The organism is Actinoplanes cyaneus, from assembly GCF_016862095.1.
GTDB lineage: Bacteria > Actinomycetota > Actinomycetes > Mycobacteriales > Micromonosporaceae > Actinoplanes > Actinoplanes cyaneus.
This window is the reverse complement of the sequence record NZ_BOMH01000009.1, coordinates 14,078-40,718: the sequence shown is the minus strand read 5'-3', so window position 1 is coordinate 40,718 and position 26,641 is coordinate 14,078. Positions and strand designations below refer to the sequence as shown.

At 71.4% G+C, this 26,641-nt stretch carries 26 protein-coding genes; 12 read left to right on the top strand and 14 right to left on the bottom strand.

Translation table 11 applies throughout. The features are described from left to right. The first annotated feature begins 36 nt into the window (after positions 1-36). Positions 37-543 (top strand): NUDIX domain-containing protein, encoded by a 507-nt coding sequence (locus tag Acy02nite_RS06755; protein ID WP_203738944.1) that lies wholly within the window; start codon positions 37-39, stop codon positions 541-543. Here Acy02nite_RS06755 and Acy02nite_RS06750 read toward each other — a convergent pair whose 3' ends face one another. From Acy02nite_RS06750 to Acy02nite_RS06740, 3 genes are all read right to left on the bottom strand, one after another. Further along, the gene (locus Acy02nite_RS06750) at positions 544-828 is read right to left on the bottom strand and encodes a hypothetical protein (RefSeq protein WP_203738939.1); all 285 of its coding nucleotides are present in this window, start codon (positions 826-828) and stop codon (positions 544-546) included. A 294-nt stretch (positions 829-1,122) separates the two neighbouring features. Continuing rightward, positions 1,123-1,545, bottom strand: a complete 423-nt coding sequence (locus Acy02nite_RS06745; RefSeq protein WP_203738938.1) for an NUDIX hydrolase — start codon at positions 1,543-1,545, stop codon at positions 1,123-1,125. After that, a complete protein-coding gene (locus Acy02nite_RS06740; protein ID WP_203738937.1) occupies positions 1,542-2,030 on the bottom strand; it encodes an NUDIX domain-containing protein in 489 nt (162 codons plus the stop codon). The genes Acy02nite_RS06745 and Acy02nite_RS06740 overlap by 4 nt, the downstream gene beginning before the upstream one ends. Positions 2,031-2,091: 61 nt before the next feature. Between Acy02nite_RS06740 and Acy02nite_RS06735 the strand changes: the two genes are divergently transcribed. Beyond that, entirely contained in the window at positions 2,092-2,520 is a 429-nt protein-coding gene (locus Acy02nite_RS06735; protein ID WP_203738936.1) for a signal peptidase I, read from the top strand. Here Acy02nite_RS06735 and Acy02nite_RS06730 read toward each other — a convergent pair. From Acy02nite_RS06730 to Acy02nite_RS06715, 4 genes are all read right to left on the bottom strand, one after another. Beyond that, the gene (locus Acy02nite_RS06730; RefSeq protein WP_425548145.1) at positions 2,486-3,322 is read right to left on the bottom strand and encodes an HAD-IIA family hydrolase; all 837 of its coding nucleotides are present in this window, start codon (positions 3,320-3,322) and stop codon (positions 2,486-2,488) included. The two genes, Acy02nite_RS06735 and Acy02nite_RS06730, sit on opposite strands and share 35 nt — an antisense overlap. Then, entirely contained in the window at positions 3,262-4,293 is a 1,032-nt protein-coding gene (locus tag Acy02nite_RS06725; protein ID WP_203738934.1) for a ferrochelatase, read from the bottom strand. Before Acy02nite_RS06725 ends, Acy02nite_RS06730 begins: the two co-directional genes overlap by 61 nt. A 76-nt stretch (positions 4,294-4,369) precedes the next feature. Further along, positions 4,370-5,137, bottom strand: coding sequence for an enoyl-ACP reductase FabI (gene fabI / locus Acy02nite_RS06720; RefSeq protein WP_203738943.1), 768 nt, complete (start codon positions 5,135-5,137; stop codon positions 4,370-4,372). Between the two features lie 32 nt (positions 5,138-5,169). Next, positions 5,170-5,874 (bottom strand): beta-ketoacyl-ACP reductase, encoded by a 705-nt coding sequence (locus tag Acy02nite_RS06715; protein WP_203738933.1) that lies wholly within the window; start codon positions 5,872-5,874, stop codon positions 5,170-5,172. Between the two features lie 127 nt (positions 5,875-6,001). Between Acy02nite_RS06715 and Acy02nite_RS06710 the strand changes: the two genes are divergently transcribed. Together Acy02nite_RS06710 and Acy02nite_RS06705 are read left to right on the top strand one after the other, a co-directional pair. Next, positions 6,002-7,174 carry a sensor histidine kinase gene (locus tag Acy02nite_RS06710; RefSeq protein ID WP_203738932.1) on the top strand — a complete coding sequence of 391 codons (1,173 nt, stop codon included), beginning with the start codon at positions 6,002-6,004 and terminating at the stop codon, positions 7,172-7,174. Next, positions 7,171-7,824, top strand: coding sequence for a response regulator (locus Acy02nite_RS06705; protein ID WP_203738931.1), 654 nt, complete (start codon positions 7,171-7,173; stop codon positions 7,822-7,824). Before Acy02nite_RS06710 ends, Acy02nite_RS06705 begins: the two co-directional genes overlap by 4 nt. Positions 7,825-8,421: 597 nt before the next feature. Here the strand turns inward: Acy02nite_RS06705 and Acy02nite_RS06700 are convergent. Genes Acy02nite_RS06700 through Acy02nite_RS06690 form a run of 3 tightly spaced genes read right to left on the bottom strand, consistent with a single transcriptional unit; the run spans position 8,422 to position 11,530 of the window. Further along, positions 8,422-9,372, bottom strand: a complete 951-nt coding sequence (locus Acy02nite_RS06700) for a VWA domain-containing protein (protein ID WP_203738930.1) — start codon at positions 9,370-9,372, stop codon at positions 8,422-8,424. After that, entirely contained in the window at positions 9,369-10,373 is a 1,005-nt protein-coding gene (locus tag Acy02nite_RS06695; protein WP_203738929.1) for a DUF58 domain-containing protein, read from the bottom strand. The genes Acy02nite_RS06700 and Acy02nite_RS06695 overlap by 4 nt, the downstream gene beginning before the upstream one ends. After that, positions 10,370-11,530, bottom strand: coding sequence for an AAA family ATPase (locus Acy02nite_RS06690; protein WP_203738928.1), 1,161 nt, complete (start codon positions 11,528-11,530; stop codon positions 10,370-10,372). The genes Acy02nite_RS06695 and Acy02nite_RS06690 overlap by 4 nt, the downstream gene beginning before the upstream one ends. 348 nt (positions 11,531-11,878) lie before the next feature. Here Acy02nite_RS06690 and Acy02nite_RS06685 point away from each other — a divergent pair, with 348 nt between their 5' ends. The 4 genes from Acy02nite_RS06685 to Acy02nite_RS06670 are packed head-to-tail and all read left to right on the top strand — an operon-like array spanning position 11,879 to position 14,584. Further along, positions 11,879-12,100: a hypothetical protein gene (locus tag Acy02nite_RS06685; protein WP_239174346.1), complete on the top strand. Its 222-nt coding sequence runs from the start codon at positions 11,879-11,881 to the stop codon at positions 12,098-12,100. Next, positions 12,084-12,626, top strand: a complete 543-nt coding sequence (locus tag Acy02nite_RS06680) for a PH domain-containing protein (RefSeq protein ID WP_203738926.1) — start codon at positions 12,084-12,086, stop codon at positions 12,624-12,626. Before Acy02nite_RS06685 ends, Acy02nite_RS06680 begins: the two co-directional genes overlap by 17 nt. Then, complete coding sequence (locus Acy02nite_RS06675; RefSeq protein WP_239174342.1) at positions 12,623-14,182, top strand: PH domain-containing protein; 1,560 nt, start codon at positions 12,623-12,625, stop codon at positions 14,180-14,182. Before Acy02nite_RS06680 ends, Acy02nite_RS06675 begins: the two co-directional genes overlap by 4 nt. Positions 14,183-14,191: 9 nt before the next feature. Continuing rightward, on the top strand, positions 14,192-14,584 hold the full coding sequence (locus tag Acy02nite_RS06670; RefSeq protein WP_203738925.1) for a thioesterase family protein: 393 nt from the start codon (positions 14,192-14,194) through the stop codon (positions 14,582-14,584). Between the two features lie 361 nt (positions 14,585-14,945). Here Acy02nite_RS06670 and Acy02nite_RS06665 read toward each other — a convergent pair whose 3' ends face one another. Beyond that, positions 14,946-15,881, bottom strand: a complete 936-nt coding sequence (locus Acy02nite_RS06665) for a carbohydrate kinase family protein (RefSeq protein ID WP_203738924.1) — start codon at positions 15,879-15,881, stop codon at positions 14,946-14,948. 107 nt (positions 15,882-15,988) lie between these two features. On the opposite strand from Acy02nite_RS06665, the gene Acy02nite_RS06660 reads away from it, so the two are divergent. The 3 genes from Acy02nite_RS06660 to Acy02nite_RS06650 all read left to right on the top strand — a co-directional run bounded on the left by Acy02nite_RS06660 (position 15,989) and on the right by Acy02nite_RS06650 (position 19,034). Further along, the gene (locus Acy02nite_RS06660; protein ID WP_203738923.1) at positions 15,989-16,690 is read left to right on the top strand and encodes a superoxide dismutase family protein; all 702 of its coding nucleotides are present in this window, start codon (positions 15,989-15,991) and stop codon (positions 16,688-16,690) included. Positions 16,691-16,877: 187 nt separating this feature from the next. After that, positions 16,878-18,350, top strand: coding sequence for an aminopeptidase P family protein (locus Acy02nite_RS06655; RefSeq protein ID WP_203738922.1), 1,473 nt, complete (start codon positions 16,878-16,880; stop codon positions 18,348-18,350). A gap of 198 nt (positions 18,351-18,548) precedes the next feature. Further along, positions 18,549-19,034, top strand: coding sequence for a hypothetical protein (locus Acy02nite_RS06650; RefSeq protein WP_203738921.1), 486 nt, complete (start codon positions 18,549-18,551; stop codon positions 19,032-19,034). 171 nt (positions 19,035-19,205) lie between these two features. On the opposite strand, the gene Acy02nite_RS06645 is transcribed toward Acy02nite_RS06650, so the two are convergent. The 3 genes from Acy02nite_RS06645 to Acy02nite_RS06635 form a co-directional block, all read right to left on the bottom strand. After that, positions 19,206-19,718: a hypothetical protein gene (locus tag Acy02nite_RS06645; protein ID WP_239174340.1), complete on the bottom strand. Its 513-nt coding sequence runs from the start codon at positions 19,716-19,718 to the stop codon at positions 19,206-19,208. A 265-nt stretch (positions 19,719-19,983) separates the two neighbouring features. Beyond that, positions 19,984-23,142, bottom strand: a complete 3,159-nt coding sequence (pulA, locus tag Acy02nite_RS06640; RefSeq protein ID WP_239174339.1) for a pullulanase-type alpha-1,6-glucosidase — start codon at positions 23,140-23,142, stop codon at positions 19,984-19,986. Positions 23,143-23,173: 31 nt separating this feature from the next. Continuing rightward, a complete protein-coding gene (locus Acy02nite_RS06635) occupies positions 23,174-23,563 on the bottom strand; it encodes a DUF6841 family protein (protein ID WP_203738919.1) in 390 nt (129 codons plus the stop codon). Positions 23,564-23,776: 213 nt separating this feature from the next. Here Acy02nite_RS06635 and acnA point away from each other — a divergent pair, with 213 nt between their 5' ends. After that, the gene (acnA, locus tag Acy02nite_RS06630; protein ID WP_203738918.1) at positions 23,777-26,554 is read left to right on the top strand and encodes an aconitate hydratase AcnA; all 2,778 of its coding nucleotides are present in this window, start codon (positions 23,777-23,779) and stop codon (positions 26,552-26,554) included. The last annotated feature ends 87 nt before the right edge of the window (positions 26,555-26,641 follow it).

Below are 26,641 nucleotides of genomic sequence, written 5' to 3'. Positions count from 1 at the left end.
CACCGGCGGTGCGACGGGCTCGGCGGAGACGGCGGCGTGACTCAGGACAGGCACGCGCACTGCACGTTCTGCGGCGCGCGCTTCGTGCCCGGCCAGCCGTGGCCGCGGCGGTGCGCGGCGTGCGGCGAGACGACGTACCGCAATCCGACGCCGGTCGCGGTCGCCCTGCAGCCGATCGGTTCCGGTCTGCTGGTGATCCGGCGCGGCATTCCCCCGGCGCAGGGCAGGCTGGCGCTGCCCGGCGGCTTCATCGAGCTCGACGAGACGTGGCAGGCCGGCGCCGCCCGTGAGCTGCGTGAGGAGACCGGTCTGAAGGCAGACCCCGCGGAGGTACGCCTTTTCGACGCCCTCAGCGCCCCCGACGGCACGCTGCTCATCTTCGGACTGTTTCCCCGGCTCGCCGGGCCCGGCGAGCTCCCCGGCACGCCGCCCACGGTGGAGGCGCTCGGCCTGGAGGTGCTTCCCGGCCCCACCGAGCTCGGCTTCGGCCTCCACACCCAGGTGGCGAACCGGTGGTTCACGGAGACCCGCGGGAACGGGTGATCAACGGGGTTCCGGCCGCCGAGCCCGGCGGCGGACATAGGCGACGGTCACCGCCGCCACGAGCACAGGCCACCATGCGGCGGGCAGGTAACAGGCCGTCGCCAGCATCGTCCAGCCAGGCGACGGGCGGCCCGCCGCCCCGATGAGCACGTCCCAGTTCGCGACGCTCGTCACCACGATGACGGCGAGCGGCACCACGCCGGCCGCCGCGAGCCCCGCCACCAGCCAGGTGGGACAGCGCCGGCTACCGAGCACCGGTACCCAGGACGGGACCTGTTCCCCCACGGGTACACCAGGCCGAGCGTCAACGACGCGAACGCGATCGACAGAACGCTGAGAGACAGCACGTAGACGGTGCCGGGACCGGGGATCTGCTGCAGTTCGCGCCACTGGTCGGACATGCCGAGGCCGGCACCGAAACCGGCCGCCGACCGCCACACCGACGAGGGGACGACGCACCACACCGTCGCCCACGCCGCGACCACGGCCCACCGCGGCGTACCCGCCACCGGCCTCCACGCGGGATCAGACACCTGCGGGTCACCTCCCGGAAGGCATCAGCATATCGAGATGGACGCCTCAGTCGATGAGTCCGGCGGTGACCAGCTCGTCGAGGAGCAGGCGGATCGCCGGGGCACACCGCGGCGCGTCGGCGGAGGTGAACCAGGCCAGCTCGGCGATCTCGTTGGCCGCTTCCGGGGTGGCGTCGGACTCGGCGAGGAAGCACACCAGCCGCACCCGGGTGCCGGGTGGGCGATTGTGGGCGGGGGCTTCGATCGTACGGAAAAGTCGCAGTTGATCTGCTGTCACGACGATCCCGACCTCCTCCAGCGTCTCCCGCGCGGCGGCCTCGGCGTGCGTCTCCCCCGGCTCGGGCTTGCCGCCGGGCAGGTAGAAGGCGTCGGAGTTCTTCGCGCGGACGACGAGGACGCGACGGTCCCGCACGCACACCCATGCGGCGGCGACGACCTCACCCACGGCTGCGGCCCTGATGTCGCTCATGCCAGCGTGAACGGGGCGCCGGACTCGAAACGAGCCAGATCTTCGAGGGTACGACGGGTGTTCGGCCCGGCCGACTCCGGCAGCGCGTCCACCGGGTAGAACGCGGCGTCGATCGTCTCGTCCGTCTCCCGCAGCAGGTCGCCGGACCACGAGTCGGCGCGGCAGGCGAGCGTCACGTGCTGGTACGGATGCCCGTACGCGCTGGTCGTCAGCCCCTCCCCGGAGTAGAGGGCGAACGGCGTGACCTCGTGCACGGTCAGCCCGGTCTCCTCGACCACCTCGCGGATCGCGCAGTCGCGCAGGGTCTGCCGCAGCTCCATGGTGCCGGCGGGCAGCGCCCACCGCCCGTTGTCGCTGCGCCGGATCAGCAGCACCTTGCCCTCGGGGTCGCGCAGCACGGCACGCGCCCCGACGGTCAGGAGCACCCGCTCCGGTCCGACCGATTCCCGCAACTGACCCAGATAGGACTCTTCCCACGCCGGCACGCGAGCGACGCTAGCATCTCAGCCACCGGTGATCTGCGCCGAACCGCAGGAGGTGACGCGGATGCGCTCCCTGGTGCTGGTCGTCGCGCTGGCCGGCGTTCTGGGGCTCGGCGGCGCGGGCTGGTCGGCGGTGGTGGTGGCGAGCGGGTCGATGCGGCCGGCGATCCGGCCCGGTGACGTGGTGCTGACCGCTCCGGCCCACCGTTTGCGGGTCGGGTCGGTGGTCACCTACCGCAAGCCGGGCCGGCCGATGCTGCACCGGGTCGTCGGCGTCGACGCGCACGGCCGGCTGATCACCAGGGGCGACGCGAACGCGGTGGCGGACGCCGCCCCGGTGCCGCGTGAGGCGGTCACCGGGGTGGCGCGGTGGCGGGTGCCCTACGCCGGGTTGCCGGTCCTGTGGATGACCGGGATCGGTCACCCTCTGGTCGCGGCGCTGTGCCTCGCGTGCTGGGTCAGATCTCGTCGATCAGGTCGGCGACCGAGTTGATGATGCGGGACGGCCGGTAGGGGTACGTCTCGCTCTCCATCCGGGTGCTGATGCCGGTCATCACCAGGATCGTCTCCAGGCCCGCCTCGAGGCCGCAGAGCACGTCGGTGTCCATCCGGTCGCCGATCATCGCCGTCGTCTCGCTGTGCGCGCCGATCGCGTTCAACGCCGAGCGCATCATCATCGGGTTGGGCTTGCCGACGAAGTACGGCTTCACGCCCGTCGCCTTGGAGATCATCGCGGCCACCGAGCCGGCCGCCGGGAGCAGCCCCTCGTTGGACGGGCCGGTCGCGTCCGGGTTCGTGCAGATGAACCGGGAGCCGCCGTTGATCAGCCGGATCGCCTTGGTGATCGCCTCGAAGCTGTACGTCCGGGTCTCGCCGAGCACCACGTAGTCCGGCTCGAACTCGGTCAGCACGTAGCCCGCCGCGTGCATCGCGGTGGTGAGCCCGGCCTCGCCGATCACATACGCCGTGCCGCCCGGGCGCTGGTCGGCGAGGAACTGGGCGGTCGCCAGCGCTGCCGTCCAGATCGACTGCTCGTCCACCTCGAAGCCCATCCGGGTGAGGCGGGCCTGCAGGTCACGCGGGGTGTAGATGGAGTTGTTGGTGAGGATCAGGAACGGCTTGCCGGACGCCTTCATCCGGTTGACGAACTCGGGGGCGCCGGGCACCGGCTCGCCCTCGTGGACGAGCACGCCGTCCATGTCGGTGAGCCAGCTCTCGATGGCCTTGCGTTCCTTCATTCCGGGGCTCCAGGTCGCTTCGCAGGGGGGCAGCAGTTCGTCGGGCAGACGTCCCAGGTCGGCAGAGTACCGAGCTTGGTGTGCGGTTGATCACCCAGCCGTTCCTGGACCAGCTCACGCACCATCGACACGAACTTCGGGTGGACCCCCGGGGTGGCCGCACGCGCATAGCCGAGGCCGAGCCGGTCGGCGGTCTCCTTCGCCTCGTTGTCCAGGTCCCAGATGACCTCGAGGTGATCCGACACGAAGCCGATCGGGCTGACCACCACGTCGGTGACCCCCTTCTCGGCGAGCGCCTCCAGGTGGTCGTTGACGTCCGGCTCCAGCCACGGGACCTGCGGCGGGCCGGACCGGCTCTGCCAGACCACGTCGTAACCCAGGTCGTCACCGGCCCGGGCGTGCACGAGCCGGGCGGTCTCCTCCATCTGGGAGGTGTAGCGACCGCCGGTGGGCCCGGCGTTGCGGGCCATGCTCATCGGGATGGAGTGCGCGGTGAAGACGATCCGGGTGGTGGCCCGGCGGGCCGGGTCGAGCGTGCCGAGCGCGGCGCGGACCGCCTCGGCGTGCGGCTCGACGAAGCCGGGGTGGTCGTGGAACTGCCGCAGCTTGCTGATCAGCGGCGCTTTGGGGCCGACCGCCTTGCGGGCCGCGGCGATGTCCTCCCAGTACTGCTTGCAGGAGGAGTATCCGCCGTACGCGCTGGTGGCGAAGCCCAGCGCGTTCTCGACACCGTCGTCACGCATCTGCGCCACGGTGTCCGCCAGCATCGGATACCAGTTGCGATTCCCCCAGTACGCCGGCAGGCCGATGCCGTGCGTGGCGAACTCGCCCTCGACCGCGGCCAGCAGGTCGCGGCACTGCTGGTTGATCGGGGAGACCCCGCCGAAGTGCATGTAGTGCTCACTCACCTCGGCGAGGCGCTCGTCCGGGACGCCGCGCCCGCGCACCACGTTGCGCAGGAACGGCATCACGTCATCGGGCTTTTCGGGGCCGCCGAAGGAGAGCAGGACGAACGCGTCGTAAACCACCCGACCATCCTGCCACCGGCTCGGTCAACCGGCGTGCCGGAACCGCTCCCGTGTCGGCGGTGTCACGATGCCGCGGTCAGGCCGCGATGGCGTGGTAACCGCCGTCGACGTGCACCATCTCGCCCGTGGTGGCCGGGAACCAGTCGCTGAGCAGCGCGCAGACGGCCTTGGCGGTCGGCTCCGGGTTGGTCAGCTCCCAGCCCAGCGGCGCCCGCTGCGTCCACGCCTCCTCGAAGTCGCTGAAGCCCGGGATCGACTTGGCCGCCATGGTGCGCAGCGGCCCGGCCGACACGATGTTGCTCCGGATCCCGTGCTTGCCCAGGTACATGGCGAGGTAGCGGGACGCCGACTCGAGCCCGGCCTTGGCGACGCCCATCCAGTCGTAGAGCGGGTACGCCTTGGTCGCGTCGAAGGTCATGCCGACGATCGAGCCGCCCTGGTCCATCAGTGGCAGGCACGCCGTGGCCAGCGACTTGTAGGAGAACGTGGAGACGTGCAGCGCCTGCGCGACGTCCTCCCACGGCGTCTCCAGGAACGTGCCGCCGAGCGCGCTCTGCGGGGCGAAGCCGATGGAGTGGACAACGCCGTCCAGCCCGTCGACGTGCTCGCGGACGCGGGAACCGAGCGCGTCCAGGTGTTCCTGGTTGGTCACGTCCAATTCGATGACCGGCGCCGGCTGGGGAAGCCGCTTGGCGATCCGCTCCACCAGCGAGAGCCGGCCGAAGCCGGTGAGCACGACGGTGGCGCCGTTCTCCTGCGCGAGCTTCGCCACCGAGAAGGCGATCGAGGCGTCGGTGATGACGCCGGTGACGAGCAGCCGTTTGCCGGCCAGCAGTCCAGACAACATTCTCTCCTGAAAAAGGTTCTCGGAAGAAGTCAGTGCCCCATCCCCAAGCCCCCGTCGACGGGGAGCACGGCGCCCGAGATGTACGCCGCACTGTCGCTCGCCAGGAAGGTCACCGCGGCGGCCACCTCGTCGGGACTGGCGAGCCGACCGGCCGGGACGGCCTTGATGATCTCGGCCTTGCGCGACTCCGGCAAGACGTCGGTCATCTCGGTCTGAATGAAACCGGGCGCCACCACGTTCGCCGTGATGTTCCGGGTGCCCAGTTCCCGCGTGATGCTACGGGCCATGCCGACCAGACCCGCTTTCGACGCGGCGTAGTTCACCTGGCCGGGGCCCCCGTACAGGCCCACCACCGAGGAAATGAAGATCAACCGGCCCCACTTGGCGCGCAGCATCTTGCCGGTGGCCCGCTTCGCGACCCGGAACGCGCCGGTCAGGTTCGTGTCGATGACCCGCTCGAACTGCTCCTCCGACATCCGCAGCAGCAGCGTGTCGTCGGTGATGCCGGCGTTCGCGACCACGACCTCGATCGGGCCGATCTCGGCCTCCACGAAGCTGAACGCGGCATCCACCGACGCGGAGTCGGTGATGTCGCACTGCACGCCGAACAGGCCCTCCGGGGCGCCCGTCCCACGGTGGGTGATGACGACCCGGTCGCCCTGCTTGGCGAACGCCTGGGCGATGGCCAGGCCGATGCCGCGGTTTCCGCCGGTCACCAACACGGTGCGAGGCACAGCGCACTCCTTCGAGAGGTATCTGTCATACCCGGGTAGGGGGTACCGCAGGACGACGACAGCCTCAGCCCATCGTCCTACCCTGCTGGGGATGGAGACTACCGACCGCGGAGCGCGAAACGGGTTAATGGGGCCACTGGTTCGGCTCACGTTCGGCCGCGAGACCCCGCGCCCGGCGACCCGCGGCCGGCTGCGCTACTTCCTGCCGCTGATCGTGATTGGCCTGGTCGGCGTCGGTTCGACGGCCTTCGAGTACCTCCAGGCGGTCCGCGAACTCCCCACCGTCGTGATCGCGGTCATCGCCATCGGATCCGTGCTGCCGGTCGCCCTCGCGTACCGCCTTCCGGTGAACGCCTGGCGGCTCACGTTCCTGATGATCTTCGTGGGCACGGTGAATCACGCGCCGAACGAGCCGTGGCCCTGGAACACCGTGCAGATCCTCGCCACGATCTTCGTGCTCGCCCGCCTCGCCGTGGTCAGCACCTCGCTCGTCACGATCTGGGCCACCACGTTCACGGTGATCCCGGTCCTGCTGCTGGGCGGGAAGAACTCCGGGGGCGCGGCCGTCATGATCGTGGCGGTCGCGGCCCTGGGCAACATCGTGTCGTCCCGCCGCCGTACCCGGGAGCTGCTCGCCCAGCAGGAGGAGATCAACGAGCAGGAACGGGCCCGGCGCTCGGTGCTGGAGGAACGTGCCCGGATCGCCCGGGAGATGCACGACGTGGTCGCGCACCACATGTCGATGATCGCGGTGCAGGCCGAGACCGCGCCGTACCGTCTGACCGGCCTGCCCGACGACGCCAAGGAGGAGCTCGCCTCGATCGCCGGGGCGGCCCGGGAGGCGCTCACCGACATGCGCCGGCTGCTCGGCGTGCTCCGCGCGGAGAACCAGGATGCCGAGCGGGCCCCGCAGCCGGGGTACGACCAGATCACCGACCTCGTCGCGACAGCGCACCGGGCCGGGCTGCCGGTCACCGGCGACCTGCCCGTGCTCGCCGGGGTCGACGGGACGGCCGGGCTCACGGCGTACCGGATAGTGCAGGAGGCCCTGGCCAACGCGGGCCGGCACGCGCCGGGCAGCCCGGTGCGGCTGACCGCGCGCGTCAACGGCGACCGGCTGGAGCTGTGCGTCGCCAACGAGCTGACGACGACGCCGGAGGCGGGGCACAAACCGGGTCACGGCTTGATCGGGATGCGTGAGAGGGTGGCGTTGCTCGGCGGCGAGCTGACCGCCGGGCCGGACGGCGCCGGGAGCTACCGGGTGCTGGCCCGCATCCCCCGGCAGCCGGAGGCTCGATGATCAGGGTGTTGATCGCCGACGATCAGGCGATGGTCCGGCAGGGGTTCGGCGCGCTGCTCGCCGCGCAGCCGGACCTGCTGGTCGTCGGCGACGCGGCGGACGGGGCGGCAGCGGTCACCGCCGCCCGGAACCTGAACCCGGACGTGATCCTGATGGATGTCCGCATGCCGGTGATGGACGGTCTGGAGGCGACGCGGCGACTGGCCTCGGCCGGCGGCCCCAAGATCCTCATCCTGACCACCTTCGATCTCGACGACTACGTCTACGAGGCGCTGCGGGCCGGCGCCAGCGGATTCCTGCTCAAGGACGCGCCGGCCGCCGACCTGGTGCAGGCCGTCCGCGTGGTCGCGGGCGGGGAGGCGCTGCTCGCGCCGTCGGTGACGCGGCGGCTGATCGCCGAGTTCGCCGCCCGCCCGCAGAAGGACCGGCCCCGCCCGGTCGCGCTGAACGCGTTGACCCCGCGCGAGACCGAGGTGCTGCGGCTCATCGCACGGGGCCGGTCGAACCAGGAGATCGCCGCCGATCTCGTGGTCGCGGAACAGACCGTCAAGACCCACGTCGGCCGGATCCTGACGAAACTGTCGCTGCGGGACAGGGCGCAGGCAGTCGTTTTCGCGTACGAGACGGGCCTGGTCGCGGCGGGCGAATGACCCGGACGGGTGTTCCACGCCACCTGTGGGGAGCCTGAGTTTCTTAAGTTCTCTTTAAGGGGTACAGTTCCCGGCGGTTCCCTGGCCCGACGACCTTGCGGAGGTGATCGCTGTGCGAGATAGCGATCCTCCTAGTCGTGGCCGGGACGCTCGTCAGCGTTTCTGACCGCTGACCAGACTTCCCACCCGTTTCCACCGGCTCGACCCTGCCTTCAGGGGAGCCGGCCGTGTCGTGTGCGCCGCGACACCGGGAGCGGGCATGGCCGCGACGTGACCGCGCTTCTTCACCGCCCGTCACGAAGCGGAAGTAGGTGGCTCCACCATGAAGAACCTGATCGCTCCCCTCGGCTTCACCGTCATGACCGCGTGGGTCGTCCTGCTCTTCGTCCTCGCCTCGCACAACACGCCCTGACCGTCCCCGGCGCGCCGGCGTCGGCGCTTCGCACAGCGGACCCGGGTTGTCCGGCGCGCGGCGTCGGCATCGGCGCTTCGCACAGCGAGCCCGGCTTTCTCCGGCGCCGGCCTCGGCGCTTCGCACGATCAGCCCGGCTTTCTCCGGCGCGCGGCGTCAGCGTTCCCGCCGCGCGCACCCGGGGATCACGGCAGGCGGGACGTCCACAGCAGGCTCGTGGCCGCCCCGACCAGGGCCAGCAGCAGCGCGGCCGCCGCATACCACTGCGTCACCTCGCGCGGCTGCGTCCGGTGCCCGATCGAGCTGCCCATGTCCTCGTAGACCTTCTTCAGCTCGCTGACCGAGGCCGCCTCGTAGAAGTAGCCCTTCGTCCGTTCCGCCAGCTCCTGCAGCGAGAGCCGGTCCACCGGCACCCGCTGGAGCTGGCCGCGGATGTCGACGACGCCGGTGTCGGTGCCGAACGCGATCGTGCTGACCGGCACGTTCGCCCCGGCGGCAGCGGTCGCGGCGTCCTCGATCGAGCGGCCGGACGTCCGGTAACCGTCGGAGAGCAGCACGATCCGGGCCGGGGGCGCGCCGTCGGCGCCGTCCGACGGGATCGAGCGGATCGCGTCGAGCGAGGTGAAGACCGCCTCACCGGTCGCGGTCGCCTCGGCCAGCGTCAGGCCGTCGATCCCGGCGAGCACCTCGGCACGATCCTTGGTCGGCGCGACCAGCACGTTCGCCGCCTTCGCGAACGACACCAGACCCAGGTTGTACGTCGGGGGGAGCTCGCTGACGAACGCCTTCGCCGCCTCCTGCGCGGCCTCGATGCGGGTCGGCGCCACGTCGTCGGCCTGCATGGAGAGCGACACGTCGATCGCCAGCATCACGGTGGCCCGCTCCAGCGGCTGCTCCTGGTCGACCGACGGGCGGGCCGTGGAGAACGCCAGCGCGGCCAGCATCAGCAGGAACGCGGCGGCCGACACGTGCCGGCGCCAGCCCAGCCCCTTCGGCGCGAGGGTGCGCAGCAGGTCGACGTTGGTGAAGCGCATCGCGTACGACCGCTTGTGGAGCTGCCGCCACACGTAGGCGCCGGCGACGACGAGAACGGGCAGCAGCGTGAGCAGCCACCACGGAGCCAGGAAGCGGATCATCGAGTGGTCCCCCGGGTGCGTGCGTGTCGTTGGGCGGCCACGAAACGGACCATGTCCAGCAGCCAGTCGGTGTCGGTGCGCAGCCGCAGGTGAGCGGCACCGGCCGCGCGCAACGCCCGGGCGATCGTGGCCCGCTGCTCTCCCGCCGCGGCCGCGTAGCGCTCGCGCAGCGCCGGGTCGGCCGTCTGCACCTCGTGCAGGTCGCCGGTCTCCGGGTCGGTCAGGGTGAGCACGCCCACATCGGGCAGCTCCAGCTCACGCGGGTCGACGACCTCGATCGCCAGCACGTCGTGCCGGACGCCGAGCTTGCGCATCGGCCGCGACCACGTCTCCGCCGGCGCCAGGAAGTCGGAGATCACCACGGCGACGCCGCGCCGCCGGGGCGGCCGGTTCAGCAGGTCGATCAACTCGCCGAGATCGGCGCGACCCGGCCGGACCTGGGTCCGCGCGATCGCCCTGAGCAGGCCCTGCGCCTCCTTGCGACCGGGCCGGGCCGGCATCCGGACGACCGGCGGGCCGGGTGCCTCCGCCTCCGCCTGACGTTTCCGGAAGAACCCCGACGAGCCCTTTCCCGGTACGGCGGAGCCGGTGCCCACGACCGCACCGATCCGGTTGCCGCCGCGAGCGGTCAGGTGGGTGACCGCCGTGGCCGCCGCGATCACCAGGTCCTTCTTCAGCCACTTGGCCGTGCCGAAGTCGAGACTGGCCGACAGGTCGATCGCCATCCACGTCTCCAGCTCGCGGTCGGCGACCGTGCGCCGCACGTGCGGGAGGGTGGTGCGGGCGGTGACCGGCCAGTCCATCCGGCGCACGTCGTCGCCCGGCCGGTACTCCCGGGACTCGCCGGCCTCGGTGCCGGGGCCGGGCAGCAGCCCCACGTAGTCGCCCTGGAGCAGGCCGTCCAGTTTCCGGGTGACGAGCAGCTGGAGCCGGGCGAGGACAGCCTCGGCCCGCGCCGCCTCGTCCGGCGGCGCCGGCGTAGAGCCGACGGGTCGACTCATGGGTGCGGCCAGGGGCCGTTCTGCGGGAACGCCGGAGCGCCGGCCGGAACACCGCTGGTGGGCTGCACCCCGTTCGGCTGGATCCCGTTCGGCGCGGGCGGGTGCGCGCTGCCGTTCGGCGAGGTGCCCTGACGGGACGCGACCGAGGGCATCGGCACCATCTGCATGATCCGGGCGACGATGTGGTCGGCCGGGATGTCGTCGGCGAGCGCGTCGTAGCTGAGCACCAGGCGGTGCCGCAGGATGTCGGGCGCGACGTCCTGCAGGTCCTGCGGGAGCGCGTAGTCACGGCCGCGGAGCAGGGCCAGGGCCCGGGTGGCGCGGACGATGCCGAGCGAGGCGCGCGGGCTCGCACCGTACTGAATGAGCTGGGCGACGTCCGGCATGCCGTGCTGGGCCGGGGCGCGGGTGGCCAGCACCAGCCGGACCGTGTAGTCGACCAGCGCGTTGTGCACGAAGACCTGATCGGCCCGGCGCTGCAGGGCGAGCAGGTCGGCCGGGGTGAAGACCTGCTTCGGCTCGGGCGCGCTCACGCCCATCCGGTAGACGATCTCGCGCTCCTCGGCATCGGTCGGGTACCCCACGACGATCTTCATGAGGAACCGGTCGCGCTGCGCCTCGGGGAGCGGGTAGACGCCTTCCTGCTCGATCGGGTTCTGCGTGGCCATGACCAGGAACGGGTCGGGCACGTCGTAGCTCTTGCCACCGATCGACACCTGGTGCTCGGCCATCACCTCGAGCAGCGCCGACTGCACCTTGGCGGGTGCGCGGTTGATCTCGTCGGCGAGCAGGAAGTTCACGAAGACCGGGCCGAGCTCGACGTCGAACTGCTCGTTGCTCTGCCGGTAGATCCGGGTGCCGACGATGTCGGCGGGCACCAGGTCGGGCGTGAACTGCACCCGGGAGAACGTGCCGCCGACCACCTTGGCGAGGGTCTCGACCGCGAGGGTCTTGGCCACGCCGGGCACACCCTCCAGCAGGCAGTGACCGCGGGCCAGCAGCGCCACGAACATCCGCTCGACCATCCGGTCCTGACCGACGATGACCCGCTTGACCTCGAACATCGCCCGTTCGAGCTGCGACGCGTCATGCGCCGGCGGGACCGGCACGGCCCCCTCGGGGCTGGTCTCGGTCTCGGGCGTGCCTGGCTGCGCCACCGGTCCTCCAGAACGGTCGTGATCCGCCGGCTCGGATTGCCGACGCTCAAGACTTACATGACAGACAACTACACACGGCTGAGAGGTTCCTAGGAGCATAGAGACCGGCGCCGTCATCTGACCGTCACCATCATCCCGGTCCGCGAAGATCTCCGCAGCCCAGGGCACTATCGGCCGAACATGTTGATCTTTCTGCGCGATCCGCCGGAACGGGCACGCTCACCGGGTGGATCCGTACCTCTCAGAACCGTGTAGCATTTGCCGTGTCGCCGGGCGGCTTCCCCCGTGGCCGCCCGGCGCATAACTCGCTTTCCTTTCTCCCACGTCGTTTCCTCTATGTTGGTCGACATGGTCGAGGAACTTCCCCCGCAGTGTTCCGCCAAGGGTTGTCGCGCGCCCGCTGCCTGGCAATTGCTCTGGAACAATCCGAAGTTGCACACGCCGGAATATCGCAAGACGTGGCTGGCCTGCGACGATCATCGGATTTCCCTGGGAGCGTTCTTGGAGGCCCGCTCCTTCCTCCGAGAAGTGACGCCTTTCGTGTCGTCGGAAGATGCCGGCGTCTCCTAGTCTCGTAGATGTGAACGAGCCTTCCGTGCCGACCGCCGTCGATGCCCTGCAGCCGTGGCCGGACACGGTGCAATGGCGTCCCGTCTCCCCCAAGCTGATCACCGTGGACCTGATCGGGCTGGCCGTCTGGCAGGTGATCCTCGTCGCCGGGCTCGTCACCGGATGGCTGCTCGCCGGTGGCTGGGGCTGGCTGGCCGGGATCGCCGCGGTGCTGCTGCTCGGCGTCTGGCGGGCGACCGTCGCCGTCCGTGGCGTGCGCGCCTGGGGTTATGCGGAACGCGACAACGACCTGATGGTCCGGCACGGGCTGCTGGTCAAACGGCTGACCATCGTGCCGTACGCACGGATGCAGTACGTGGACGTCACCGCCGGCCCGATCGAACGGGCCTTCGGGCTGGCCACCGTGCAGTTGCACACCGCGGCGGCGGCCAGCGACGCCCGGGTGCCCGGCCTGCCGCCCGAGGAGGCGGCCCGGCTGCGTGACCGCCTCACCGCCCTCGGCGAGGATCGGGCCGAAGGCCTGTGACCACCACGCAGACCCCCGAGCAGGCCCAGCGGCAACGGCTGCACCCGCTCAGCCCGCTGCTGCACGGCGCCAAGACCCTCTTCGTGATCATCGCGGCGCTCTCCTGGCAGACGCTGAACCGGCTCGGTCTCGTCCACTTCGCGTTCGTCGTGGGCGCCGTCGCGGTCGGGGCGGTGATCTTCTCGGCGGTCGGGTGGTGGAACACCGGCTACCAGCTCGTCGCGCGCGAGCTGCGGATCTCCGACGGGCTGCTGTTCCGGCGGAACCGGGCCATCCCGCTCGACCGGCTGCAGTCCGTCGAGCTGCGACGGCCACTGCTCGCGCAGCTCACCGGGCTGGCCGAGCTGCGGCTCGAAGTGGTGGGCGGGAACAAGGCCGAGGCACCCCTGGCGTACCTGACCGTGCGCGAGGCCTCGGCACTTCGCGAACAGCTTCTCGCGCTCTCCGGCCGTACCGCCGCAGCAGCGACCCCGGCCACGGCGGACCCGGCGGCCGGAGTGCCCGCCTCGACCCCGCTCCTCGCGGTCCGCAACCGCGACCTGCTGATCAGCCAGCTGCTCACCCCGCAGGCTTTCCTGCTGCCGGTCGGCGTGGCCTTCGTGATCACCCAGTTCGTGATGGAAGGGTCGTGGACCTTCATCGGCATCGCCAGCACCGTCACCGCCATGGCCGGGGTGCTGCTCCAGCCGATCCGGCGGGTGCTGCGCGACTGGAGCTTCCGGCTCGCGCGCGACCCCGGCGGCCGGCTGATGCTGCACTACGGGCTGACCGAGACCCGCAGCCAGGTGGTGCCGCTGCACCGGGTGCAGGCGGTGCGGATCACCTGGCCGTTCCTGTGGCGGCTCAACAGCTGGCTCTACCTGCAGCTCGACGTCGCGGGATACGAGACGCCCGACCGTGGCAACGACACCGGGTCCGACCGGCTGCTCCCCGTCGGCGACCAGCACGCGGCCCGGTTCCTGGTCGGGACCGTACTGCCCGGCGTCGACCTCGCCGCGCTGGCCACCTCGCCGCCGCCGGCCCGGGTGCGGTGGCTGCATCCGATCGGGCTGCGGTTCATGGGCGTCGGGCTGCACCAGGATGTGCTGGTCACCCGGCAGGGGCGGCTCGCCCGGGAGATGACCCTGGTGCCGTACGCCCGGCTGCAGAGCGTGCGGGTCGTTCAAGGGCCGCTGCAGCGGCTGCTCGGCGTGGCGACCGTGTACGCGGACGCGGCGGGCGCCCGGTCCGGGGCAGCCCGGGACCGGGATGTGGCGGAGGCCTGGGCGCTGGCGGAAGAGCTGGCGCGGCGGGCCCGGGAAGCCCGGCGGGCGGCGCCGGACGGTCAGATCTCCCCGGCGGCCGTCCCCGCGACGACGCCCGTCCCCTCGGCGGCGCCCGTCCCCCCAACGGCTCTCCCTCCGGCGGCGGCCCTCCCTCCGACGGGGGCCCTCCCTCCGACGGGGGCCTTTCTACCGCCCGCGGCCGGATTCCCGCCGCCTCCGGTGGCTTCGCCGCAGCCTTCGGTCGGTCAAACCGGCGACGACGCGTTCTGGCAGCGACCTCCGCAGGCTTAGGCTTCGAGCATGGAGCTTCCGGAGTTCGCGCCCGGCCTCGGCGCACGGGTCGAGTTGACGGTCACCGACGCCGACACCGCGCAGTCCGTCGGCTCCGGCGACGTGCCGGTGCTGGCCACGCCGCGGGTGCTCGCGCTCGCCGAGGCCGCCACGGTGGCCGCGACCGCACGGCAGATACCCGGCGGCATCACCACCGTCGGCACCAGGGCCGAAGTGGAGCATCGCGCGCCGACCCCGGTCGGGCGGACAGTGGTCGCGCAGGCAACGCTGGCCAAGGTGGACGGCCGCAAGCTCTCCTTCGACGTGACCGTGCGGGACGGGGAGAGCGTGGTCGCGGAGGTGCGGGTCGAGCGGGTGCTGCTGGATCGGCAGCGTTTCATCGCCCGCGCGCTCGGCGACTGACCCCCGGTCCTCGGCTGGTCCTCATGGTCGTTATCCGAGTCGGATAACGACCGTGAGCACCAGCCCGGACCGCAAGCCGCGCCGCCTGCTGGCGCCGGGTCCCGGCTGGCGCTCACGGTCGTGACAACGGTCCCGGAGCAACCGTCAGCGCCAGCCGCCCGCCGCCGCCCGGCGCAGGAGCCGGCTGGTGCTCACGGTCGTCACGACGGTCCCGGAGCAACCGTCAACGCCAGCCGCGCGCCGCCGCCCGGCGCAGGACCCGGCTGGCGCTCACGGTCATGACGAGCGCCCTAAGCAGCCCTCAGCACCAGCCACGGCCGGGAGTCGCGTCGATGGCGAGGACGGGCGGCGATCGCGGCGGTCAGAGGGCGGGCCAGCGGGCGGCGAGCTCGGACGGGGTGGGCATGGCCGTGGCGCCGCCCTGGCGTTCGCAGACCAGACCGGCAACCGCGAGGGCGTACCGGACGTACTCCTGCCACCCGGCCAGACCTGCCGGGCGGCCGGCGGTGAGCAGCCGGTGGACCAGGGCGCCCATCACCGAGTCGCCGGCGCCTGTCGCGTCGATCGCGTCGACCGCGGGGGCCGGGAGCATCGCCGCGCCGTCCGCGGCGGCGACGTGGGCGCCCCGGGCACCGCAGGTGACCACGACGGTGCCGGCGCCCAGGGCGCGGATCCGGTCGGCGGCCGCGGCCGGGTCGCTGTCGCCGTAGAGCAGCTGGGCGTCGGCGGAGCTGAGTTTGACCAGGTCGGCGGTGGCGAAGAACTCCTCGACCAGCTCGCGGAGCGCGTTCAGGGCGGCGTCGTCGGGGAGCAGCCGGGGACGGACGTTCGGGTCGAAGACGCGGACACCACCGAAACCCGCCCACGCCTGCCGGGCGGTGGCCCGGAACGGCTCGCGGAGCAGGCAGATCGAGCCGGTGTAGAGCACGTCGGCCCCGGCCAGCGCGCGCGGGTCGAGATCGTCCGGGCTGAGCAGCGCGTACGACGGGGGCTCGCCGTAGAACGTGAACGCCGGCTCGGCGCCCTCGAACGTGGTCACCGCGAGCGTGGTGGGCACGTCGACGCGGCGCACGCCGGTCGCTCCGACACCGGCCTCGGCCAGGAACGCGGCGATGCGGTCGCCGAGGACGTCGGTGCTCAGCGTCCCCGCGTACTCCACCGGGCTGCCCAGGCGGGCCGCGCCGACGGCGACGTTGAGCGGCGCGCCGCCGATCGCCTGGCGGTAGATCTGCTCGCCGCCCACCTCGGCCTCGAGGAGATCGATCAGCGCCTCGCCCAGCACCACCGCGTTACCCATGCCAGTCCTTCCGTTGCTTCACCGGATCTCAGCCTTGCGCTCCGCGCCGGGGAAATCCAGCCCGACGTTGCCGCACCGGACAAATCCTCTTTTGAGAGAATTAAGGCATGTTTGCCAACCGAATACTGACGACTCTGCATCTGGCGACCGCCGCGGCCTGCCTCGCCGCCTCACCAGCCGCCGCCACCTCACCAGCCGCCGTCGGCTCACCAACTGCCGGCGGCTCACCCGCGGCCGCCGCCGGGCTCGGGCCTGCCGCCGCCGGGTCCGGGCCCGCCGTGTTCCAGACCTGGCGCCCAGGGGCTCAGGCGATCACGTACGACGTCAGGGCCGTCCCGCCCGGCGCGACAGCGCAGGTCCAGTTCAGCTCGACCGGGCACAACCTGTGGGTCCGGCTGGAGGTGACCGGGCTGGTGCCGGGGCGGGCCTACGGCGCGCACATGCACGTGGCCGAGTGCGGCCGGGACCCTAAGGCGGCCGGTCCGCACTACCAGCATCAGCACGACCCGGCGGCGACGAAGGAGAAGCCCTCGGCGGATCCGCGGTACGCGAATCCGGCGAACGAGATCTGGCTGGACTTCACCGCGGACGCGCGCGGCACCGCGGTCGCGAGTCGCGAGCAGCGCTGGATGGTGGCCGACGACCGGATGCCGAGGTCGCTGGTTCTGCACGCGGAGACGACGAGGACCGGTCCTGGTGTCGCCGGGACAGCCGGCGCACGTGTCGGTTGTCTCAAACTTCCTTTCGGGTACGGCCATGCGGGGTCTTCGAGACCGCAACCACCCACGGAGATCGCCCTGCAGGGATGAGCGTTAAGGGCGCCCCGGCGCCCTGCTCAGCCCGGAAGGGTCCCCGCGGGAGCGACGATCCGGACCACAGCGGAGCTAGGACCTGAAGAGTTTGATCTTGAGAAGTCACCCGGGGCACCGGGCCATGCTTTGTGTCGGAGGTAGGCGGTAACGTCGGGTCACAGCTCGCGAACGGAGGCACCCCACGATGGCGCAGAAGGACGGCGGCGCGCAGCCCGCGCCGAAGACGGAGTCGCACGACCCCGGCTTCCCCGAGGCGTTTCTGCAGTTCATGCGCACCGGCTGGCGGGAGGACCCGATCTCGGTCGCGCCGGTGCCCGAGGTGCCGAACTATGCGAAGCGCCGCGCCGCGCTCTCCGAGGCGTTCCCCGGCGAGACGCTGATCATCCCGAGCGGCAACGAGAAGGTCCGGGCGAACGACACGGATTACCCGTTCCGGCCCGGCAGCGACTTCTTCTACCTCACCGGCGACCGCGACCCGGACAGCGTGCTGGTGCTGCACCCGACCGCGTCCGGGCACGAGGCGGTGCTCTTCACCCGCGAGCGCAACTCCAAGGACACCGACCGGTTCTTCCGTGACCGCAACGGTGAGCTGTGGATCGGCCGCACCCACACCCTCGCCGAGAAGTCGACGGAGCTGGGGCTGGAGACGGCTTCGCTGGGCCACCTGGGCTCCGCGCTCGCCCAGTCGGCGCCGGGGCGCACCCGCGTGCTGCGCGGCCTCGACGCGAACGTCGACCGGGCAATCCTGGCCTACGAGCCCGACCGCTCCCGGCCCCGCGACCGCGAGCTCGCCTGGACGCTCTCCGAGCTCAAGCTGGTCAAGGACGAGTGGGAGATCGCCCAGTTGCAGGCCGCGATCGACGCCACGGTCCTCGGCTTCGAGGATGTCGCGCGCATCCTCCCGGCCGACCGCGGGGTCAAGGAGCGCCTGCTGGAGGGCGTGTTCGGGCTGCGCGCGCGGCACGACGGCAACGACGTGGGCTACTCGTCGATCGTGGGCGCGGGCTCGCACGCGACGATCCTGCACTGGGTGCGCAACAACGGCGTGACGAAGCCGGGCGAGCTGCTGCTGATGGACATGGGCGTCGAGGGGCACAACCTCTACACCGCCGACGTGACCCGCACCGTGCCCGTCTCCGGGACGTTCACGCCGTTGCAGCGCCAGGTGTATGACATCGTTCACGCGTCGCAGCAGGCCGGCATCGAGGCGGTCCGGCCCGGCGTGCTGTTCAAGGACGTGCACCAGGTGTGCATGCGCGTCCTCGCCGAGGGGCTCGACGACCTGGGCCTGCTCCCGGTCAGCGTGGACGAGGCGATGGCGGAGGACAGCACGATCTACCGGCGGTGGACGCTGCACGGCTTCGGGCACATGCTCGGCATCGACGTGCACGACTGCGCGCACGCCCGTAACGAGACGTACCGGGAGGGTGCGCTCGGGGAGGGCTACGTGCTGACGGTGGAGCCGGGGCTCTACTTCCAGCCGGAGGACGAGCTGGTCCCCGAGGAGCTGCGCGGCCTCGGCATCCGGATCGAGGACGACGTGCTGGTCACCGCGGACGGCTGCCGGAACCTGTCGGACGGGCTGCCGCGGACGTCCGACGAGGTCGAGACGTGGCTCGCGGCGCAGCGCGAGGCCGGTCCGCGCCTCCCCTCCTGAGGTCGAGCCGCGCCTGCCTCCCGGAATCCTGCCGCGCCCGCCCTTGGTGAGGCCGGCGCGGCTGGTTTCTGGGGCCGGGCCGCGGTCGTGCGGCTTCCGCCGGGCGTCACCGAGGCGGCGCCCGGCGAGGCGAGGGGGTTTGCGGGGCGCTGCGAGGATTGACGGATACCGCGTTTCGCCGACCCCTCAGGAGCCGCCGTGACCGACCCCCGCGCTTTCACCGTCGATGTCGAACGCAGTGACGGCCGGGTGGCTGTCGAGGTTCGCGCACCGGGTCGCCGGCACACCGCCGTCCTGGAGCGGCTGCACCAGCCGGAGCTCCAGGCGCACATCCCGATCGGGACGCGCGAGCGGCAGCATCTGCGGATGATGGTCGACGATCTTCCGGTGCACCTGCGGCCGGGAGCCGGGCGGTGGTCACGCTTCTCGTACCGGGTGGTGGTCGAGCACGAGGGCCGTCAGTACCTGTACCGGCCGACGACGGCCGGGAGCAGCCGCCTGCTGCGGGACGGCTTCCGGATCGGTGACTTCACCATCTCGGAGACGGGTGACGTCGAGGTGTCCTGGGAGGGCTCCGCCGAGGCCGAGCCCGTCGAGGTCGCGATCGGGTATGCGCTGGCCGCAGCGTTCGGCGCGGGTGCCGAGTTCTTCCTGGTCGCGCTCCTGGAGCACCCGGCCCTCTGACAGGCCGCCTCCCCGAGGACCCGGCCCGCTGAAACGCAGCTCCCGACCACACGGCTTGCTGACACGCAGCCGTTTGCTGACACCCAACCCCCGAGCGCCCGGCCTGCTGACACACAGCCGCCGGGCACCCAGCTCGCTGGCGCGTAACCGCGGAGAACCGGGCGGGGGCTGTCAGCCGGCCTTGTAGTCGGAGACGATCCAGCACTCGGCGCCGGAAGCCTCACCGGTCACGTTGACGGTGACCTTGACCGGATGGCCGTCAGCCCCGTCGTACTCCGTGGCCACCTCGCCGCCGTCCTCGGCGCTGGTCTGCGCCATGTCGACCAGCTCCTTGAGCGTGGGAACCTCGATCTCCTCGCCCTCACCGCCGGTGACCGGGCCCAGGTCGACGTCGGCCGACGGGCCCGGGGCAGCGGCGGCGCCGCCCACGCGGGAGGAGGTCGCGATCTGCCCGCTCTTCACTGTCGCCTGGTATCTGCCGGTGGGCTTGGCGGGGTCGCAGCCGCGGGTCAGCACGAACGAGTAGGACGCCGGCTCGGTCCAGGCGGGCGCCGGCCCGCCGTGGACCGGTGCGGCGGACGCCGAGGCCGCCGGCTCGGTGAACTTCGGGTCATCGGACGACGAGCTGCACCCGGCAACCACACCGACCAGCGCAAACGCGCACAGGGCACGCTCGAACCGCACCAGGACCTCCGCTTCGACGGCCCGCCGACCACCGGCATGCCACGCGGCGCAATCTAGCGCAGCCGCGCACCCCGCCAAGCCCGGGGTTCATCGATCGCGCCCGGGCCGGGCCACGCCGAACCCGGTGCCCGCCGATCGCGCCCGGGGCGGGCCACGCCGAACCCGGCGCTCGCCGATCGGGCCGGGTCACGCCGAACCCGAGGTTGCCGATCAGGCCGGGCCGGGTCACGCCGGGGCCAGGGTTCGCCGATCAGACCGGGCCGCATCACGCCGGCAGCTCGGCGACGAAGACCGCGACCTGGCGGGCCGGGACGGTCAGCGCGGCCCCGTCCGGCTCGGTCACCGCGGACGCGCCGCGCAGCACCGGGTCGGCCGAGGCGGTCAGCTCCGGGTGCAACCGCAGCGCGCCTTCGCACGGCACGACCTGGCGGGTCACCTCGTCGGTCGCGTTGAAGACGACCACGATCCGCCGCCACCGCTCGTCGAGGCCGGTCCCGTCGAGGCACATCACGATCACGCCGGGGGTCTCGCCCGGCCCGCCGAGCGGGAACGTCACCCGCCGCTGCACCTCGTCGGCGGTGGGCAGCCCGAAGACCGGCGACGTGCGCCGGATGCGCAGCAGCTCCCGGTACCGCTCGGCGGCCAGGTCGATCACCTCGGCGCTGGGCACGAGCGCCGGATCGGCGAGCAGCGGCCGGGCGAAGTCCCACTTGTCGCCGTTGTCGCCGTGGGGCGGCAGGCCCAGGCCGAAGCCGTTGCCCTGCCCCGGGTCCCAGCGGATCTGGTTGAACCAGTCGCCCGAGTTGAACGAGTTCCGATCCAGCGACTTGGACCGCAGCCGTTCGCTGCCGAGCGCCAGGAATCCGGCGCCCTGCCCGAGCACCACCAGCGCCAGCGCGAGCACCTGCATCCGGGCCCGGTCCACGGGGCGGGTCCCGGCGGGGAGTTTGAACGCCATCGCGTCGTACAGGATCTCGTTGTCGTGCGCGTCGACGTAGTTGATCGTCTCGCCGGGTGAGGCCGCATAGCCGCACGGCGATCCGTTGTAGTCGACCTGGGCCCCGCTGCGCTCCACCCCGTCGTGGTTGACGAAGCGGTACGTCGCCAGCCCGCCCGCAAGTCCGACTTTGATCAGATCGTGCACCGTGCCGGGCGTGCGGGAGCCGAGCCCGGTCACGAAGCCCTGCACCCCCGGGTCGTCCCCGAACGCGCCACCGCCGCGCGCCGCGTCCCGCATCCGGTCGTTGAACGAGCCGATCCCGGTGCCCGCCATGTTGACCTGCGTCGCCTGGGCGAACCGCGCGTCGTGGGCGACCTCCCCGAAGTTCCACCCCTCGCCGTACAGGCAGATGTCGCGACCGTGCTCGACCCGATGATCGAGGGCGAGCCGCGCCTCCAGGATGTTCGAGCGCGGATGGTGGCCCATCAGGTCGAAGCGGAAACCGTCGACCTTGTACGCCCGGGCCAGCGTGACCAGCGAGTCGATGATGAGCTTGCCCATCATCATGTTCTCCGGCGCCGTGTTCGGGCAGCACGTCGACTCCGCGGTGCTGCCGTCGGGCAGCAGCCGGTGGTAGTACCCCGGGACGATCCGGTCGAGCACGCTGAACCGGTCGAGCCCGTCCCCCATCGTGTGGTTGTAGACGACGTCGAGCACCACCCGCAGGCCCGCCGCGTTGAGCCCGGCCACCGCGGCGCGCAGTTCCCGGATCCGCGCCGTCCCGGCGGGGTCGGTGGCGTAACTGCCCTCCGGCGTCGTCCAGTGCCACGGGTCGTAGCCCCAGTTGTAGCCGTCCCGGTCCGCGACCTCCATCACCGCGCGCTGCTGCTCGGCCGAGTCCGGCGGGAAGGACGCCAGGTCACACGCGGGTTGTGCCTGGTCGGCGCGACGGTCGGGCACGGTGGCGAAGTCGTTGACCGGCAGCAGGTGCACGTGGGTCAGCCCGGCCTCGGCGAGCGAGCGCAGGTGGCGCATCCCCTCCGCGCCGGGGCGGGCGAACGCCTGGAACGTGCCCCGCTCGCCGGCCGGCACCGAGGCGTCGAAGATCGAGAAGTCCCGCACCGACACCTCGGCGATCTGCATCCGCGCGGGCGCGACGGCGGCCGGCTTGACCAGCCCGTCCCATCCGGGCGGCGCGAGCTCCGGGTCGTCGAAGAGGTCGACGAGCCGGCTGTGGGTGGAGTCGGCGGCCAGCGACACCGAGTACGGATCCGTCACGCTCGTCGTCACGACCTGTTGGGCGGCCGGGTGCCACACCTGCACCCGGTAGCGGTAGAACCGCCCGAGCCACTTGCGTTTGACCGGAATCGACCACACGCCGTTGACGTCGTCGCGGTCCATCGGCAGCAGCCGCGGCTCGGCCTGCGGGTCGCGGTAGAGCTCCAGCTGAACGTCCCGCGCGGTCGGCGCCCACACCGCGAGCCGGGGCTGGTCGACGTCCAGGGTCAGGCCCAGATCGGCGTCGGCGGCCTCCAGGTACAGGTCGTCGAGTACCCCGGCGATCTGCACCGCTGTCCGCGCGGTCACCTCGCCGCTCGTGGTCCGTCCCTCCACCAGCAACCGGTCGCGCAGCAGCTCACCCAGCTCGGCGTCGCCCAGTTCACGAACGGCATACGCCCGGTATGCCCGAAGGTGCGGGAAGCGCCGGCTCTGCGCCTGGAACAGCCCGCCCGGGCGGGGCGTGAGCGGGAACGCGGTCTTGCCGCTGAGCAGCTCGAACGCGGCGGCCCGGCCGGCGAGCCACTCGGGCAGGGCGATCGTCGTGCGGTCGAGGAACACGGCGTGCGAGCGGGCCGGGTCGAGCTCGGGGCCGAGGGTGCCCAGGTCGGGACGGATCGGGTCGACCTCACCGGCCAGCAGCCAGACCTCCCTGGTCACGGTCAGGTCGAGCCGCTGATCGTCGGGCAGGTCCTTCTCCTCGCCGCGGTGCAGCACGTATCGCAGGCCGGCCGCGCCGGGCTTGAGCGGCACCCGGAACACCGCACCGAACGCGTCGAACTCGGTGGGCATCAACGGCGTACGCCAGAAGGTCTTGATCTCGAGAGGAACGCCCTCCCAGCAGTGCAGACCCCAGCCCTGGTAGTCCCCGCCGGGGCGCCGGTAGTGGATCACCGCGGTGCCGGCCGGCGGCTCGGGAGCCGGCTCGGCGAAGGAGACGCGCTCGTCGCCGGACCGCAGCCAGATCTCGCCGGTCGAGCGGACCACGACGAACCGGTCGGCCTCGACGTCCTTGCGGCCGTCGGCGTGGACGACCACGAAACCCACCGAGGCGGCGCTCTCCGGAAGCCGTACCCAGGCGAAACGCCCGAAGGCATCGGCGCCGGCGAACGTCGCCTCCTGGACGCCGACGTCACCCCAGACGTGCAGTGACCAGTTTGAGTAGTCGCCGTCAGGACGGTGGTAGTGAACGATCAGCCACGACACCGCCACATCGTCGCACCGGGATACGACCTTTTCAGCGGGAAGCGATCACCGTCGTGATCAGCGGCCCGTCAGCGCCGGTCCGGATCAGGTACCGGTAGCGCTCGCCGGGCACCGCTCCACCGGCGCTGTCCAGGTATTCCCACTCCACCTCGACCAGCGACAGGGCGGTCGAGACGCGCTGCACGTCGAGCAGTTGCGCGTGTGCCGCGACGATCTGCTGATCCCGGTACGTGGGAGCGGCGCCCAGGAACGACAACGCGACCGCCGCCGGCGAGCTGAACGTGAAGCTGTACGAGTCGGCGACCACCATCCCGGGCAGCGCGTGACATCCCGCGATGACGGCGATGTCGCCGGTGGTGAGCGCCGCGCCGTAACGGCTGAAGAACTCGGTGAGCTGATCCAGGTCCGCCGACGTCGTCATGCGCGCGGGATGCCCGCCGATCGACTCCGGTAAACCTGTGCCCGCCGCACCGGGCCCGGCTGGAAGGATCAGCACGTGGACCCCGCCTTGCGAGGGCTAGCAAGACGGACGTACGGTTTAGCGGACGGCACAACCGAGAGTTAGGCCTACCTAACCCGAAGGTCGCCCTTTCGGTGCGAAAGACTTGACTTCCAGTCGCTGGGTGTGAAGGAGATGACGGTGGCCAGCCTCGACACCTTTGGTGCGAAGAGCGAGCTGCGCGTCGGAGACGCGAGCTACGAGATTTTCACGATCGACAAGGTGAAGGGGCACGAACGCCTGCCCTACTCCTTGAAGATCCTCCTGGAGAACCTCCTCCGGACCGAGGACGGCGCGAACATCACCGCCGACCACATCAACGCGCTCGGCAGCTGGGACCAGAACGCCGACCCCAGTGTCGAGATCCAGTTCACCCCGGCACGGGTGCTGATGCAGGACTTCACCGGCGTGCCCTGCGTGGTCGACCTGGCCACGATGCGCGAGGCCGTGAAGGACCTGGGTGGCGACCCCACCAAGGTGAACCCGCTCGCGCCGGCCGAGCTGGTCATCGACCACTCGGTGATCGCCGACCTGTTCGGCCGCGCGGACGCGTTCCAGCGCAACGTCGAGCTGGAGTACCAGCGCAACCGCGAGCGCTACCAGTTCCTGCGCTGGGGCCAGACCGCGTTCAACGAGTTCAAGGTCGTCCCGCCGGGCACCGGCATCGTGCACCAGGTCAACATCGAGTACCTGGCGCGTACGATCATGGAGCGCAACGGCCAGGCGTACCCGGACACCGTGGTCGGCACCGACTCGCACACCACCATGGTCAACGGCCTGGGCGTGCTGGGCTGGGGCGTCGGCGGCATCGAGGCCGAGGCCGCCATGCTCGGCCAGCCGGTCAGCATGCTGATCCCGCGGGTCGTCGGCTTCAAGCTCTACGGCGAGGCGCCGGCCGGCACCACCGCCACCGACCTGGTCCTCACCATCACCGAGATGCTGCGCAAGCACGGGGTGGTCAGCAAGTTCGTCGAGTTCTACGGCCCCGGCGTGAGCGCGGTCCCGCTGGCGAACCGGGCCACCATCGGCAACATGTCCCCGGAGTACGGGTCGACCGTCGCGATCTTCCCGATCGACGAGCAGACCATCGACTACCTCAAGCTCACCGGCCGCACCGAGCAGCAGGTCGCGCTCGTCGAGGCGTACGCGAAGCGGCAGGGTCTCTGGCTCGACCCGAACGCCGAGCCGGACTACTCGGAGAAGCTCGAGCTCGACCTGTCGACGATCGTCCCGTCCCTCGCGGGCCCGAAGCGCCCGCAGGACCGCGTGCTGCTCAGCGAGGCCAAGCAGGCGTTCCGCGAAGTGCTGCCGAACTACGCCGCGCCGCACGGTCACGCCGACGAGGCCAGCGAGGAGTCCTTCCCGGCGTCCGACTCGCCCGCCAACGGGGTGGAGGACGAGGCCGACAAGCCGCACGCGTTCAGCGCCGCCCTCGGCGCCACCGGCCGCACGTCGAAGCCGACAGTGGTCAAGGGCGACGACGGTGTGACGTACGAGCTGGACCACGGCGCGGTCGTCATCGCCGCCATCACGTCCTGCACCAACACCTCGAACCCGCAGGTGATGATCGGTGCGGCGCTGCTGGCGAAGAAGGCGGTCGAGAAGGGCCTGACCCGCAAGCCGTGGGTCAAGACCACCCTCGCCCCCGGCTCCAAGGTCGTCTCCGACTACTACGACCGGTCCGGCCTCACGCCGTACCTGGACAAGATCGGTTTCAACCTGGTCGGCTACGGCTGCACCACCTGCATCGGCAACTCCGGCCCGCTGCCCGAGGAGGTCTCGGCGGCGATCAACGAGAACGACCTGACCGCGGTCAGCGTCCTCTCCGGCAACCGCAACTTCGAGGGCCGGATCAACCCGGACGTCAAGATGAACTACCTGGCGTCGCCGCCGCTCGTCGTGGCGTACGCGCTCGCCGGCTCGATGGACATCGACATCACCACCGAGCCGCTCGGCACCGGGTCCGACGGCAAGCCGGTCCACCTCGCCGACATCTGGCCGTCCGCGCAGGAGATCGACGAGGTCATCGCGCAGGCGATCGGCGCCGAGGGCTTCTCCACGGCGTACCAGGACGTCTTCGCCGGCGACCAGCAGTGGCAGTCGCTGCCGACGCCGACCGGCGACACGTTCGCGTGGGCCAGTGACTCCACCTACGTCCGCAAGCCCCCGTACTTCGAGGGCATGTCCGCCGAGCCGACCCCGGTCAAGGACATCTCCGGCGCGCGCGTGCTGGCCAAGCTGGGCGACTCGGTCACCACCGACCACATCTCCCCGGCCAGCTCGATCAAGGCCGACTCCCCCGCCGGCAAGTACCTCGCCGAGCACGGCGTCCCGCGCGCCGAGTTCAACAGCTACGGCTCGCGCCGCGGCAACCACGAGGTCATGATCCGCGGCACGTTCGCCAACATCCGGCTGCGCAACCAGCTGCTGAACGACGTCGAGGGCGGCTTCACGGTCAACCACCTGACCGGTGAGCAGACCACGATCTTCGACGCGTCGGTCGCGTACCAGGAGGCCGGCGTCCCGCTGGTCATCCTCGCCGGCAAGGAGTACGGCTCCGGCTCGTCCCGCGACTGGGCCGCCAAGGGCACCATGCTGCTCGGCGTGCGCGCCGTCATCGCCGAGAGCTACGAGCGCATCCACCGCTCGAACCTGATCGGCATGGGCGTGCTCCCGCTGCAGTTCCCGCAGGGCGAGACCGCCGAGTCGCTCGGCCTGACCGGCACCGAGACGTTCTCGTTCGCCGGCGTCACCGAGCTCAACAACGGCACCACCCCGCGCACGGTCAAGGTCACCACCGACACCGGCATCGAGTTCGACGCGGTCGTCCGTATCGACACGCCCGGCGAGGCCGACTACTACCGCAACGGCGGCATCCTGCAGTACGTCCTCCGCAAGATGCTCCGCAGCTGACATTCCGCTGTCCGGACGCCCCGTTCTCCCTCGGGAGGGCGGGGCGTTCCGCATTTCCGGCATCAGATCAACTTCAAGATCTTCATT